Genomic DNA, 14,349 nt, shown 5'->3' with positions numbered 1-14,349 from the left:
TGTGGCAGATTTCGAAGCTACTGATTTTGACTCGGTAAAGATCTCCCTTGCCTCCGCCGACCAGATCCGTTCCTGGTCGCACGGTGAGGTCAAGAAGCCGGAGACCATCAATTACCGTACCCTCAAGCCCGAGAAGGACGGCCTGTTCTGCGAGAAGATCTTCGGTCCCGCCAAGGACTGGGAGTGCTCTTGCGGCAAGTACAAGGGCATCCGCTTTAAGGGCATCGTCTGCGAGCGCTGCGGCGTCGAGGTCACCTCGGCCAAGGTGCGTCGCGACCGCATGGGTCACATCGAGCTCGCCGCTCCCGTGTCCCACATCTGGTACTTCAAGAGCCCCACGAGCTTCCCGATGAGCCGTATGCTCGACATCAAGTCCAAGGACCTCGAGAAGGTTCTGTACTTTGCCAGCTACATCATCACCGAGGTTGACTACGAGGCTCGCGAGGCCGACGCCGACGACCTGCGCGAGGAGCTCGCCGCCGATCTGGAAGAGATCGATGCCGAGTGCGCCCGTCAGATCGAGTCCCTCAAGGAGCAGGGCGACCCCGAGAACTTTGACGAGTTCTCCGACGAGGAGCCGCTGACCCCCGAGGAGATCGCCTCTGGCATCGTCGACATCGAGGAAGAGTGCAAGGACGAGAAGCAGCTCCGCACGGACGCCTTCAACGCCTTCATGAAGCTCACCGAGCGCGACCTCATCTCTGATGAGCCGCTGTTCCGCGAGATGACCCGTTACTACTCCATGTACTTCAAGGGTGGTATGGGTGCCGAGGCTGTCCGCGACCTGCTCGCTGCCATCGACCTCCCCTCCGAGGCCGAGAAGCTCAAGGCCATCATCGCCGATGAGGATTCCCAGAAGCAGAAGCGCGAGAAGGCCGTCAAGCGCCTTGAGGTCGTTGACGCCTTCCTGAAGGGCGGCAACAGCCCCGCGAACATGATCCTGGACGTCATCCCGGTCATTCCGCCCGATCTGCGCCCGATGGTTCAGCTCGACGGCGGCCGCTTCGCCGCGTCCGACCTCAACGACCTGTATCGCCGCGTGATCAACCGTAACAACCGACTCAAGCGCCTGCTCGACCTGGACGCCCCCGCGATCATCGTGAACAACGAGAAGCGCATGCTCCAGGAGTCCGTGGACGCCCTGTTCGACAACGGCCGTCGTGGTCGCCCGGTCTCTGGCCGTGGCGGTCGCCCGCTCAAGTCGCTCGCCGAGGCCCTCAAGGGCAAGCAGGGTCGCTTCCGTCAGAACCTGCTGGGTAAGCGTGTCGACTACTCCGGCCGTTCGGTTATCGTTACCGACCCCAAGCTGCTGCTGCACCAGTGCGGTCTGCCCAAGACCATGGCGCTGGAGCTCTTCAAGCCCTTCGTCATGAAGCGTCTGGTCGAGCTCGGCAAGGTCGAGAACATCAAGGGCGCCAAGCGCTCTATCGACCGTGGTGCCACCTTTGTGTGGGACATCCTCGAAGAGGTCATCGACGGCCGCGTCGTGCTGCTCAACCGTGCACCGACCCTGCACCGTCTGTCTATCCAGGCCTTTGAGCCGGTGCTGGTCGAGGGCAAGGCTATCCACCTGCACCCGCTGGTCTGCTCGCCCTTCAACGCCGACTTCGACGGCGACCAGATGTCTGTCCACGTGCCGCTGTCCAGCCAGGCTCAGGCCGAGGCCCGCGTGCTCATGCTCTCTGCGAACAACCTGCGCTCGCCGGCATCCGGCAAGCCGGTCAACATCCCCTCGCAGGACATGATCATCGGTGTGTACTACCTCACCCAGGTCCGCGACGGTCTGCCGGGCGAGAACCACGTGTTCGCCAGCTTCGACGACGCGCTGCACGCCTATGACTGCCGCTCCGAGGTCGACATGCAGGCCAAGATCCAGGTCCGCGTGTCCGCTGCCGACGCCAACGTCATCAACGAGGACGGCACCCGTATCTTCCGCGTCAAGAACGGCAAGAACGAGTTTGTCGACTACGACGTCACCGGCAACAAGACCGCGCGCTTCGAGACCTCTATCGGCCGCATCATCTTCAACCGCCAGTGCCTGCCCGAAGACTATGAGTTCATGAACTACAAGATGGTCAAGGGCGACGTGGCCAAGCTGGTTGCCGACTGCTGCGATCGTTACCCCGAGGCCAAGGTCGGTCCGATCCTCGACGCTATCAAGTACTCCGGCTTCCACTACGCCACCCGCGCCGGCCTCACCATCTCGGTGTGGGACGCTCTCATCCCTGCCGAGAAGCAGGAGCTGCTCGATCGCGCCCAGGCCAACGTCGACCAGATCAACGAGTACTTCGAGGAGGGCTTCATCAACGAGACGGAGCGCCACATCGAAGTCGTTAACGAGTGGACCGCTTGTACCGACAAGGTCGCAGCGCTCATGCTCGACATGTTCGACGAGGAGAACCCGCTGTACATGATGGCCGACTCCGGCGCCCGTGGTTCTAAGACCCAGCTGCGTCAGCTCGGCGGCATGCGTGGACTGATGGCAGACATGTCCGGCGAGACGATCGACCTTCCCATTAAGGCGAACTTCCGCGAGGGCCTGCTGCCGCTCGAGTACTTCATTTCGACCTACGGCGCCCGTAAGGGCCTGGTCGATACCGCATCCCACACCTCGGACTCTGGTTACCTGACCCGCCGTCTGGTCGACGTGGCCCAGGACGTCATCGTCCGCGAGGAGGACTGCGGTACGCACGAGGGCGTCACCTACAACCTCATCATCCCCGGCACCACCGACCTTAACACCGACCTCGTCGGCCGTTGCTTCATTGAGGATGTCGTGGCTCCCGATGGCACCGTGCTCTTTGAGCAGGACGGCTACATCGAGAAGGTCGCCGACATCCAGAAGATGGTCGATGCGGGCCTTAAGAAGGTCAAGCTTCGCGCGCTGCTCACCTGCCGCTCCAAGTACGGCGTGTGCCAGAAGTGCTACGGCTGGGATCTTTCCACCCGTCGTCCGGTCGCCATCGGTACCGCGGTCGGCATTATTGCCGCCCAGTCCATCGGCGAGCCCGGTACGCAGCTTACGATGCGTACCATTCACTCCGGCGGCGTCGCTGGCGTCGACGATATTACGCAGGGTCTGCCTACGGTCAGCCGTATGTTCGATATCGTCGGCAACGTCAACGAGAAGATTCTGGGTCGCGAGGCCGAGCTGGCTCCGTACTCCGGTCACCTCTCGATTAAGCCCGAGAAGTCCGAGTACGTGCTGACGCTCACCGACTCCGAGGATCACACCCGTGTCCTCGACGAGCGTCGCGTTCCCGCTTCGGTGCGCTTCATGCCCGAGATCGAGGACGGCTGCGAGGTTCGCGCCGGCGATCAGATCACCAAGGGCTTCGTCAACTTCCGCAACCTGCGCAAGCTGACCGACATCGAGTCGACGATGCACACCTTCGTCGAGAGCGTCAAGGACGTCTACACCAGCCAGGGCGTCGACCTGAACGACAAGCACATCGAGGTGCTCGCACGTCAGATGCTGCGTCGCGTTCAGATCACCAACCCCGGTGACTCCAAGTACCTGCTTGGTCAGTACGTCGACCGCTACGAGTTTGCCGACGAGGTCGAGCGCGTTGCCCGTCTGGGCGGTCAGGCTCCTGTGGCCGAGCCCGTCATCCTGGGTACGCTCAAGGTCGCGTCCAACATCGACTCCTGGCTGTCGAGCGCTTCGTTCATCCGTACTGCCGGCGTCCTTACCGAGGCTGCCATCGAGGGCAAGGTCGACCACCTGCTCGACCTTAAGTCCAACGTCATCGTCGGCAAGAAGATCCCGGCCGGTACCGGCCTCAAGCCGTACGCCAACGCCAAGCTGACGTATCGTACGGCCGACGGCTACGTGGACATCGACGGTCCGGCTTCGCCCAACGCCAAGTCGCTGCCCGAGTGGGCTCCGGTTGAGCTCAAGGACCTGGACGAGCAGCTCCCGCAGCAGCTCGACTGGGCCGGCTACGACGAGTTCGGTGGTGCTGACGGTTCGTTCACCCGCAACGGCCACACCATCTCCGCCGAGAAGGCTCGTCTGTACCTGTTCGACGACCTGGGCGTGTCGCAGCGCTGGACCAACAAGTTCAGCGAGGTTGGCATCGAGACGGTCGGCGACCTGGTTGGCAAGTCCGAGGAGGATCTGCTGCGCATCGATGGCATCGGTGCCAAGGCGATCGAGGAGCTCCGTGACGGCCTCGAGGCCCACGATCTGCTCTACATCCTCGAGAACAACGACGACGTTGCCGACGAGGAAGACCTCTCGCAGCTGCTGCAGATGGTCTTTAGCCCCGACGGTCCGGACGATATCCTGCTGGGTACCTCCGCTCCGACGCATCACGCCGACGCCGACGAGGAGCTCCTGGGCGCCCCGATCGACGACAAGAAGGCTCCCGCCAACGGCGCGATCAACGAGGACATGGCTTCCCTCGACGAGCTGCTCAACCAGCTCGTGGACACCGACGACGCCGAAGAGGCCAAGGACAACGACGAGGAGTAATTTCCTAGCACGTTAACCGTCCTTCCAAAGACCCGTTTCCCAACAGGGAAGCGGGTCTTTTTTTGAAGAGAACCTGCCAAAAAGGGACAGGTTTATTTTGGTAGGTTTTTCCTGCTTGAATTTGAAACATTTCGCCCGACAAGAGCGTATCTAAGGTGAGGGCCTCACCAAGAATTATTAACGTCACCGGGAGGTGATTATGGAAGAACAAGCATTTAGACAGGCGGTTGAAGATCACCGGGATGTCGTGTTTCGAATCGCGTTGACGTACCTGCGTGATCGCGCCGACGCCGACGATGTTGCTCAAGACGTCTTTCTTAAGTTGCTTAAAAGCGATGGAAACTTTGAAAGTTGGGAACATCTTCGTCGATGGCTTATCCGGGTCACGATCAATGAATGCAAATCGCTCTTTCGAAAGCCATGGAGGCGTGTGGAGGATATTGAGAACCTGGCCGAGTCGCTTTCGACAGCGCAGGATGAGACCAAGGCCGTCCTGTCAGATGTCATGCGGCTTCCGGAACGATTCCGTATCCCCATCGTGCTCTATTACTATCTGGGCTTCTCGACTTCAGAGATTGCCGAGTTGCTGCACGTACCAGCCGCGACCGTTCGAACGCGTTTAGCTCGCGGCAGATCGAAACTCAAGTTCATCCTAGAGGAGGGCGACCGTGAAATCCAACCAAATCAAGCAGGCCTTCGAGTCCGTCCAAGCCGATAGCGATCTTGCTGACCGTGTTCTTTATGCCGCTGCTGGTGAGCCGCTTCGCCGAAAGGGTCACGCGAAGCCTCTGTATGTTGCCGTGATCGGATGCCTTGCCGGAGTGCTGGCGACCGGAGGGGTCGCCTACGCCGTCGTCAATTCCAGTTATTTTGCCTCTGCCTGGGGAAACCATGGCAACGGAGAGTCCATTACCTGGACTCAAGGTGGCTCGTCGGGGACTAAATATACCTACACCAGAGAGTTTGGTGATGGTATCGCGCCCCAAAGCTTGGAGGGTTCAGTACAGAAGGTCAATCTGTCCGTCGAGGGCAACGGCTATACACTCGACATTCATGATATGGCTATCGATAAAAACGGTTGCGGTGCCGTGACGTTTACGTTGTCCAATCCAAATGGCGTTAACTACTACAAGCCGGCAGCAGAGACAGGCGAACTTGTTCTCTATGGTGAAGAAGAACAAGGCATCGGCACGCCCAGCATGAACTTCGGCGAGGAATGGGCTGACACACGCTGCACAATTGATAAGGACACATCAAGCGACACGGTCATTAATGGCACGATGTACTTTGCCTCGTGGGATCGCGAGCGAGATTTGCAACATGCGGTTACCTGGAATATCTGCTGGACTGAGGGCGAAGGCGAGGACGCGAAGCCGTTCGAGGCATCGACGCCCGAGTTTAGCGTTGGAGCGTACGTCGATAAAAAGGAACTCCGCTCCGATGACTCGCCTCTTGAGATTAGCCCGTTTTCTATCCAGACACACATCGATGATTTGGGCATTGACGCAGTCACGAAAAAGTTGACCGTTACCTACAAGGATGGATTGGAGCAGATTATCGAAGATGATGCTGCGGGCGCGTACAATTTCTATGTCTCGCTGACGCGCAATAGCGGAGAGAACATCTCGGTGCCGACAAAACTGATCAATGTCGATCAAGTGGTCTCGGTAACCCTTGAGGGCACGAGGTACACATCAACAGGAGAGACCGAAACAGAAGTACCCTTTACCATCGTCTATTCGTAAGATTTGGGCCGCTTCCTACTAGGGGAAGCGGCCTCTTTTGCGTTAAATGGAAACGCCGCCGATTTCCCTATGACAGATGAGAGCAGATTACCGCTGGAGCGCGACGTTTCCCCAGATAAAACCGACCAAAATAAACCTGTCCCTTTTTGGCAGGGAACGTTGCCCCAACGAGCACGTCGGATTCCCGGACCGGGCCGCCCGCTGTTTAAGTTTGTCGCGAGTTTCGCACGAGCCGGAGGCCACTTAATGTGGCCTCCGTGCGAGCCAGGACTGTAGAGCAGCAAACTTAAACAGCGGGCCGCCCGGGCCGGGAATCCGCCCCCGCGCACAGAAAGGGATTCCTTTTGTGTAGGCTTTGCGGAAATATGCCAATTTTGGGATACGCCCGGCGGCGTGGTCTGTTGACGGCACAGCTAACGCCACGTATCCTATCGAACTGCGTGTTTCGTAGGGGGATGCTGACCCCTCGATTCAAGCCGTTGCACTTTACAGAAAGCTGGAATCATTCGAGAAGGAGTACGCTTTGCCTACTATTAACCAGCTGGTTCGCCAGGGCCGTCGTTCCGTGCCCAAGAAGTCCAAGAACGCTGCTCTGCAGCACAACTCCCAGAAGCGCGGCGTGTGCACCCGCGTCTTCACCACGAGCCCCAAGAAGCCGAACTCGGCTCTTCGTAAGGTTGCCCGTGTTCGCCTCGTCAACGGCATCGAAGTTACTGCTTACATCCCGGGTGAGGGCCACAACCTGCAGGAGCACTCCATCGTGCTCGTCCGCGGCGGTCGTGTCCGTGACCTCCCTGGTGTCCGTTATCACGTCATCCGTGGCGCCTACGACGCTGCTCCGGTCCAGAACCGTATGCAGGCCCGTTCCAAGTACGGTGCTAAGCGCCCCAAGGCTAAATAAGCCAGATAACGTTTTGATACTTTCGCCGTGTGCCGCCTAAGCGCCGCACGGTAGACACTTAAGGAGATTTCACATGCCGCGTCGTGCAGCAGCTAATCGTCGTGAGGTTCAGCCTGACGCCGTTTACAACAACCGCCTGGTGACTCAGCTCATCAACAAGGTCCTTCTTGACGGCAAGAAGGCCACCGCTGAGCGCATCGTTTACACCGCTTTCGAGATCGTTGCCGAGAAGTCTGAGGGTGGCGACGCTCTCGCTACCTTCAAGAAGGCTATGGACAACGTCAAGCCCACGCTCGAGGTTAAGCCCAAGCGTGTCGGTGGCGCTACCTATCAGGTCCCGATGGAGGTCAACTCCCGTCGTTCCACCGCTCTGGGTATCCGCTGGATCGTCAACTTCTCCCGCGCTCGCAAGGAGAAGACCATGGCCGAGCGTCTCGCCAACGAGATTCTCGACGCCTCCAACGGCCTGGGCGCTTCCGTCAAGAAGCGTGAGGACGTCTTCAAGATGGCCGAGGCCAACCGCGCGTTCTCTCACTATCGTTGGTAAGTTAAGGTAAGGAACTAACATGGCTAAGCCTAAGTACAAGCTTTCCGATACCCGTAACATCGGCATCATGGCCCACATCGATGCCGGTAAGACCACCACGACCGAGCGTATTCTTTACTACACCGGTAAGACCCACAAGATCGGTGAGGTCCATGAGGGCGCTGCCACCATGGACTGGATGGTTCAGGAGCAGGAGCGCGGCGTAACCATTACCTCCGCTGCTACCACCTGCTTCTGGAACAAGGACGGTAAGGACTACCGCATCCAGATCATCGACACCCCGGGCCACGTTGACTTCACCGCCGAGGTCGAGCGCTGCCTGCGCGTCCTCGATGGCGCTGTCGCCGTCTTCGACGCCGTTGCCGGCGTTCAGCCCCAGTCTGAGACCGTTTGGCGTCAGGCTTCTACCTTCAACGTCCCCCGTATCGCCTTCATCAACAAGTATGACCGCGTGGGCGCTGACTTCTTCAACGCTATCGAGACCATGAAGGATCGTCTCGACGCTAACGCCGTGGCCGCTCAGGTCCCGATGGGCGCCGAGGACAACTTCTGGGGCGTCATCGACCTCGTTACCATGACTGCATGGGACTTCAAGGCCGACGAGAAGGGTATGACCTACCCCGAGCCGATGGACGAGATCCCGGCTGAGTTTGCCGACATCGCTGCCACCAAGCGCGAGGAGCTCCTCGACGCTGCTGCCAGCTTTGACGACGAGCTCATGGAGAAGATCCTCATGGAGGAGGACTTCACCGTCGAGGAGCTCAAGGCTGCTCTGCGCAAGGGCGTTCTGGCCAACGAGCTCAACCTCGTCTTCGTGGGCTCCGCCTACAAGAACAAGGGCGTCCAGGAGCTGCTCGACGCTGTCGTCGACTACCTGCCCAGCCCGCTCGACGTCGAGGCCGTCACCGGTACCGATCCGGACACCGGCGAGGAGATCCAGCGTCATCCTTCCTTCGACGAGCCCTTCTCCGGCCTGGTCTTCAAGATCATGACCGACCCGTTCGTCGGTAAGCTCACCTACGTCCGCGTTTACTCCGGCCGCGCCGAGTCCGGCTCCTACGTTGTCAACGCTTCCAACGGTCAGCGCGAGCGCCTCGGCCGCATCCTCGAGATGAACGCCGCCGAGCGTATCGACCGTGACGACGCTGCCGCCGGCGACATCGTCGCTTGCGTCGGCTTCAAGAACTCCACCACCGGCGACACCCTGTGCGCCGAGGGCAAGGAGATCGTCCTCGAGAAGATCGAGTTCGCTAAGCCCGTTATCGACGTTGCCATCGAGCCCAAGACCAAGGCCGAGCAGGACAAGATGTCCCTGGCTCTGACCAAGCTCGCCGAGGAGGACCCGACCTTCCAGGTGTCCACCAACCACGAGACCGGCCAGACCATCATCGCCGGCATGGGCGAGCTGCACCTCGAGATCATCGTCGACCGTCTGCTCCGTGAGTTCAAGGTTGACGCTAACGTTGGTAAGCCCCAGGTTGCCTACCGCGAGACCGCTGGTCACGACGTCGAGAAGGCTGAGGGCAAGTTCGTCCGTCAGTCCGGCGGTCGCGGTCAGTACGGCCACGCCGTCATCAAGCTCGAGAAGATGGAGGAGGGCTTCGGCTACGAGTTCGTCAACGCTATCGTCGGCGGCGTCGTGCCCAAGGAGTACATCCCGTCCATCGACAAGGGCATCCAGGAGGCCCTGAACACCGGTGTTATCGCCGGCTTCCCGGTCCTCGACGTCAAGGTCACCCTGTTCGACGGTTCTTACCACGAGGTCGACTCCTCCGAGGCCGCCTTCAAGATCGCCGGTTCCATGGCTATCAAGGACGCCCTCAAGAAGTCCGATCCGCAGCTGCTCGAGCCGATCATGGCTGTCGAGGTCGAGACCCCCGAGCAGTACATGGGCGACGTTATGGGCAACCTCTCCGGTCGCCGCGGCAAGATTGAGGGCATGGAGGATCGCAAGAACAGCAAGCTCATCCGTGCCAAGGTGCCGCTGGGCGAGATGTTCGGTTACGCTACCGACCTTCGCTCCCAGACCCAGGGCCGTGCATCCTACACGATGCAGTTCGACTCTTATGAGCCTGCGCCCAAGTCCATCGTGGACGAGGTCATGAGCAAGAACGCCTAAGTTCGAGCTCCCTGTTACGTAATCCTGCGAGAACATCTCTCGCACTCTTTGGAGGTTTAAGTTGGCTACCCAGAAGATCCGCATTCGCCTCAAGGGCTATGATCACGAGGTCGTCGATCAGTCCGCGAAGCTCATCGTCGAGACCGCTCAGAAGACCGGCGCTCGCGTTTCCGGTCCTGTCCCCCTGCCCACCGAGCGCAACCTGTACACGGTTATCCGCTCGCCGCACGTGAACAAGGACTCCCGTGAGCAGTTCGAGATGCGCACCCACAAGCGCCTCATCGACATCCTCGACCCCACCTCGGGCACCGTTGATTCGCTCATGCGTCTCGACCTCCCCGCTGGCGTCGACATCGACATCAAGCTCTAAGCGATATCGCTCATAGCTTAAAGGGCCCCGCTGCCGTTACGGTAGCGGGGCCCTTTTGTTTTGAGTTTAGATTTTGGGATAGCGAATTCGTCTGCCGAGCCGGCGGCTGCGGCGCCCTATTCGCTCAGGGGGCGCAAGGATGCTTCTTCGAAGTGGAAGACGCACAAGCCGCTCTCGGTCTCAATGCATGCGCGGCCGCAATCGTCGACCGTTCTAAATATGCCTCGTGCCAGCTCGTCTCCAGCGGGGGAGCGGGCGATAACGTGCTTCCCGATCCAATTGAGGTGAGCGATATATTCGTCGTGGACGGGCGCGAGCGGACCGGCGTCTTCTTCCTTGGCGTTGAGGCGCTCTGCCCAGGTATCTACAGCGTCTATAACTGCGTGATAGACCTCATCGAGGAGCATGTCGACGGTGGGAACGCTCTCGTTGAGGTCCGAGAGGCCAATTGCCGCCAGGCCGCCATCGGGCACCTCTTGGGGCGTGTAGTTTACGTTGACACCAATGCCGCAGACGGCGAAAGGTTTGCCTTCGTTATCGCGTGCGGCCTCGACCAGAATGCCGCCGAGCTTGCGTCCTCGCGCGACCAGGTCGTTGGGCCATTTGAGGCCAATCTCGTTTGCAAGACCCTGCTTTTCGAGTGCTTCGAGCACCGCTAGGCCGCTGACGGCGGCAAGACCAGAGTACTTTGCGGGATTAACGCATGGACGCAGGACAATCGAAAGCAATAGGTTGCCGGCGGTTGAATCCCACTTGTGGCCGCGCCGGCCGCGTCCTGCCGTTTGCGCGCGGGCGGCAAGTCCTGTGCCGTGCGGCGCACCCTGTTTTCCTGCCTCGAGCAGGTCATCGTTGGTCGATCCGGTTACGTCGACAATCGTTAATTGGGCATCCATAGCGGCTGCTACCTCCTTATTGAATAAGTGAATGACGCAATGGTGTCGAGAGATAGACACAATGTGAAGCCTTTGTCGCATTTGGACAATTTAATGTTAACACGTCAACAAAGACTGAAATGCGTTATCCTCTCTTGGTCGATGTAAACACGTCAACAACTCAAAGGAGGTTAGTGATGGGTTTCACGATTCTTGGAACAGGCTCGGCGCTTCCTGAACGCAGTGTTTCCAATGACGAGCTGTCTGAGTTCCTCGATACCTCGGATGAGTGGATTTTTACCCGCACGGGTATCAAGAGCCGCCACGTCTGCACCACCGAGTCACTTGACGACCTTGCCGTAGCGGCGAGTGAGCGGGCACTCCAGGTGTCCGGAATCGACGCGAGCCAGCTGGATCTGATCGTCTGCTCGACGACGACGGGTGACCACCTTGTTCCTGCCGAGGCGTGTGCCGTTGCTGAGCGACTTGGCGCGACGTGCCCTGCCTTCGATGTCTCGGCGGCTTGTGCCGGCTTCGTATTTGCGCTCGATGTCGCCGAGGGCTATATCGCCCGCAGCCGTGCCGAGCGCGTGCTTGTTGTTGCTGCCGAGCAGATGACGCGCGCGCTCGACTGGACCGACCGTGCCACCTGCGTGCTTTTTGGCGATGGGGCAAGCGCCGCAGTGATTGAAGCTGGGGGAGACAACCCCCTTGCCGTTGAGCTTTCGACGGCGCCCGACGTCGAGACGTTGCGCGTTCCCGGTCTGGTCGGTACCTCGCCGTTTAAGGCTTCCGCAGATAGCGCGAGCGTGCTGTCCATGAATGGCCGCCGCGTGTTCAAGTTCGGCGTCAACGCCATCTGCGACACGGTCCATAAGCTTGCGATCGATGCGGGCATTTCGGTCGAAGACATCGATCATTTTGTATTCCATCAGGCTAACGAACGAATCCTGAGCCAGGCGGTCAAGCGCCTGGGCGTGCCGGACGAGCGCGTGGTTCGCACGTTGCGCGAGACCGGCAACATTTCGAGCGCATGCATTCCGCTTGCCCTCGACCGGCTGGCAAACGCCGGTGCACTTCACACAGGCGACACCATCGCCTTGGTTGGATTTGGCGCCGGTCTGGATATAGGTGGCTATCTGCTTCGTTGGAAGTAGTCGCACATAGGAAATAAAAACGCCCTAGGGCACAACCAAAGGAGAACTACCATGGCAGATCAGAAGACCTTCGAGCGCGTTTGCGACGTTATCCGTGAGACCGCCGGTCTTGACGATGTCGAGATGAAGCCCGAGTCCACGCTCGAGGAGATTGGTCTCGACAGCCTGGGCACCGTCGAGATCCTCGTCGCCGTCGAGGACGAGTTTGGCATCCAGCTCGATACCGAGGAGAACCCCAAGACGGTCGGCGAGTTCGCCGATACGGTCGAGGCGGCATTGGAGAAGTAGAGATGCTCAAGACTCCTCTCTGCGATCTGCTCGGCATCGAAAAGCCCGTGTTCCAGGGCGGTATGGCCTGGATTGCCGATGCCTCGCTGGCGTCCGCAGTGTCCGAGGCGGGTGGCTTAGGCATCATCGCGGCCATGAACGCCGACGCCAACTGGCTTCGCGACCAGATTCATGAGCTGCGCGCCAAGACGGATAAGCCCTTTGGCGTCAACGTCATGCTCATGAGCCCGTTTGCCGACGAGGTCGCGCAGGTCGTGATTGACGAGCGAGTGCCGGTCGTCGTGACGGGCGCCGGCAATCCCGCCAAGTACATGAAGGCGTGGAACGAGGCGGGCATCAAGGTCATCCCGGTCGTTGCCTCGGTGGCGCTGGCGCGCCTCGTGGCACGTCGTGGAGCCACGGCGGTTGTTGCCGAGGGTACCGAATCGGGCGGCCATATTGGCGAGACCTCGACGATGGCGCTGGTGCCGCAGGTCGTCGATGCGGTTGACATTCCCGTCGTGGCCGCCGGCGGTATTGCCGACGGCCGCGGCGTGGCGGCCGCCTTTATGCTGGGCGCCGAAGGCGTGCAAGTGGGTACGCGCTTTCTGGTCGCAGACGAGTGCACCGTCTCGGAGCAGTACAAAGAGATGGTCCTGAAGGCCAACGACACTTCGACGCGTGCGACCGGTCGCTCGACGGGACATCCAGTGCGCGCCCTCAAGAGCCCCTTCACCAACGCCTATGCCAAGAGCGAGGGTTCCGGCGCGAGTGCCGAGGAGCTCGGTGCTATGGGAACCGGTGCGCTGCGTAAGGCCGCCAAGGACGGCAACTACGAAGAGGGTTCGTTTTTGTGTGGACAGATTGCCGGCATGGTCAACGAGCGCCAGAGCGCACGCGAAATCGTTGACGACCTGGTCGATGGCGCCGAGCACGTCCTGAAGGGTGCGTGCACATGGGTGGCGTAGCGTTTTTGTTTGCCGGCCAGGGTGCCCAGCACCCCGCGATGGGCGTCGACTTGATCGAGACATCGCCGGCGGCCGCCGAGGTGTTCGCCATTGCCGACGAGGTGCGCCCGGGGACCAGCGAGCAATGCCGGAGTGCCTCCAAGGAGGAGCTCTCGCAGACCGAGAACACGCAGCCGTGCGTGTTCGTTCACGACCTAGCAGCGGCTGCCGCCCTGCGTGAGCGCGGCGTGGTACCTGCCGCCTGTGCGGGATTCTCGCTGGGCGAGGTCGCCGCGCTCACCTTTGCGGGGGCGTTCGATACGCGAGCGGGCTTTGAGCTCGTGTGCGAGCGCGCGGCGCTGATGGCCGCGGCTGCCGAGCGCCATCCGGGCGGCATGCGCGCCGTCATCAAGCTCGATGCGGCGCAAGTCGAGGGCCTGGCAAAACAGGCCGGCGAGGACTGCTGGCCAGTCAACTACAACAGCCCACAGCAGACGGTTGTGGCCGGAGCGCCCGAGGCGCTGCAGGAGCTCGACGTCCTAGTAAAAGAGGCTGGCGGCCGCGCCATGAAGGTCGCGGTGTCGGGTGCATTTCATAGCCCCTATATGGCCGAGGCGACCTGTGGCCTTGCCGCATATATTGAGGCCGGTCACGCGCCGTCCCCGTTGCTCATTCCTGTTTTGGCAAATATGACAGCGGCGCCCTATCCGGCGGATCCCCAGACGGCATCGGATGTCTTGGCCAATCAGGTGAGCCATGCCGTACGCTGGGTCGATACGCTGCATGCTCTGCAGGATCAAGGCATCGACACATTTATTGAGGTCGGCCCCGGCAAAACGCTGTCCGGCCTGGTCAAGCGTACGCTGAGCGACGTTCGTGTGTATTCGTGCGAGACGGCCGAGCAGGTCGCAGCTATTGCCGACGAGCTCGCATAGTCCACAGGGCTG

The 14,349-nt window shown here is 60.4% G+C and carries 12 protein-coding genes; 11 read left to right on the top strand and 1 reads right to left on the bottom strand.

Going from position 1 to position 14,349, the window contains the following annotated elements:
• The first annotated feature begins 1 nt into the window (after position 1).
• The 7 genes from AAAX35_RS07755 (at position 2) to rpsJ (ending at position 10,159) form a co-directional block, all read left to right on the top strand.
• Positions 2-4,477: a DNA-directed RNA polymerase subunit beta' gene (locus AAAX35_RS07755; protein WP_349117250.1), complete on the top strand. Its 4,476-nt coding sequence runs from the start codon at positions 2-4 to the stop codon at positions 4,475-4,477.
• A gap of 199 nt (positions 4,478-4,676) precedes the next feature.
• Entirely contained in the window at positions 4,677-5,195 is a 519-nt protein-coding gene (locus AAAX35_RS07750) for an RNA polymerase sigma factor (RefSeq protein ID WP_346979530.1), read from the top strand.
• Positions 5,146-6,222, top strand: coding sequence for a DUF4179 domain-containing protein (locus AAAX35_RS07745; protein WP_346979529.1), 1,077 nt, complete (start codon positions 5,146-5,148; stop codon positions 6,220-6,222). The genes AAAX35_RS07750 and AAAX35_RS07745 overlap by 50 nt, the downstream gene beginning before the upstream one ends.
• A 523-nt stretch (positions 6,223-6,745) precedes the next feature.
• Positions 6,746-7,123, top strand: coding sequence for a 30S ribosomal protein S12 (gene rpsL / locus AAAX35_RS07740; RefSeq protein WP_006235012.1), 378 nt, complete (start codon positions 6,746-6,748; stop codon positions 7,121-7,123).
• 73 nt (positions 7,124-7,196) lie between these two features.
• A complete protein-coding gene (rpsG, locus tag AAAX35_RS07735) occupies positions 7,197-7,670 on the top strand; it encodes a 30S ribosomal protein S7 (RefSeq protein WP_006235013.1) in 474 nt (157 codons plus the stop codon).
• 19 nt (positions 7,671-7,689) lie between these two features.
• Positions 7,690-9,789 (top strand): elongation factor G, encoded by a 2,100-nt coding sequence (gene fusA, locus AAAX35_RS07730; RefSeq protein WP_022094183.1) that lies wholly within the window; start codon positions 7,690-7,692, stop codon positions 9,787-9,789.
• A 61-nt stretch (positions 9,790-9,850) separates the two neighbouring features.
• Positions 9,851-10,159, top strand: a complete 309-nt coding sequence (gene rpsJ, locus AAAX35_RS07725; protein ID WP_022094184.1) for a 30S ribosomal protein S10 — start codon at positions 9,851-9,853, stop codon at positions 10,157-10,159.
• 116 nt (positions 10,160-10,275) lie between these two features.
• Here rpsJ and AAAX35_RS07720 read toward each other — a convergent pair whose 3' ends face one another.
• A complete protein-coding gene (locus AAAX35_RS07720) occupies positions 10,276-11,052 on the bottom strand; it encodes a biotin--[acetyl-CoA-carboxylase] ligase (RefSeq protein ID WP_349117249.1) in 777 nt (258 codons plus the stop codon).
• Between the two features lie 176 nt (positions 11,053-11,228).
• Here AAAX35_RS07720 and AAAX35_RS07715 point away from each other — a divergent pair, with 176 nt between their 5' ends.
• The 4 genes from AAAX35_RS07715 to AAAX35_RS07700 are packed head-to-tail and all read left to right on the top strand — an operon-like array spanning position 11,229 to position 14,337.
• A complete protein-coding gene (locus tag AAAX35_RS07715; protein WP_349117248.1) occupies positions 11,229-12,188 on the top strand; it encodes a beta-ketoacyl-ACP synthase III in 960 nt (319 codons plus the stop codon).
• Positions 12,189-12,239: 51 nt separating this feature from the next.
• The gene (locus AAAX35_RS07710) at positions 12,240-12,476 is read left to right on the top strand and encodes an acyl carrier protein (protein WP_006235019.1); all 237 of its coding nucleotides are present in this window, start codon (positions 12,240-12,242) and stop codon (positions 12,474-12,476) included.
• A gap of 2 nt (positions 12,477-12,478) precedes the next feature.
• Positions 12,479-13,423, top strand: a complete 945-nt coding sequence (gene fabK, locus AAAX35_RS07705; protein WP_349117247.1) for an enoyl-[acyl-carrier-protein] reductase FabK — start codon at positions 12,479-12,481, stop codon at positions 13,421-13,423.
• Positions 13,411-14,337 (top strand): ACP S-malonyltransferase, encoded by a 927-nt coding sequence (locus tag AAAX35_RS07700; protein WP_138113093.1) that lies wholly within the window; start codon positions 13,411-13,413, stop codon positions 14,335-14,337. Before fabK ends, AAAX35_RS07700 begins: the two co-directional genes overlap by 13 nt.
• Positions 14,338-14,349: the final 12 nt, after the last annotated feature.

It is taken from the genome of Collinsella sp. CLA-ER-H11 (genome assembly GCF_040092445.1).
GTDB lineage: Bacteria > Actinomycetota > Coriobacteriia > Coriobacteriales > Coriobacteriaceae > Collinsella.
Note: the sequence above shows the minus strand (reverse complement) of the source record. Positions and strands in the feature narration are given on the sequence as shown.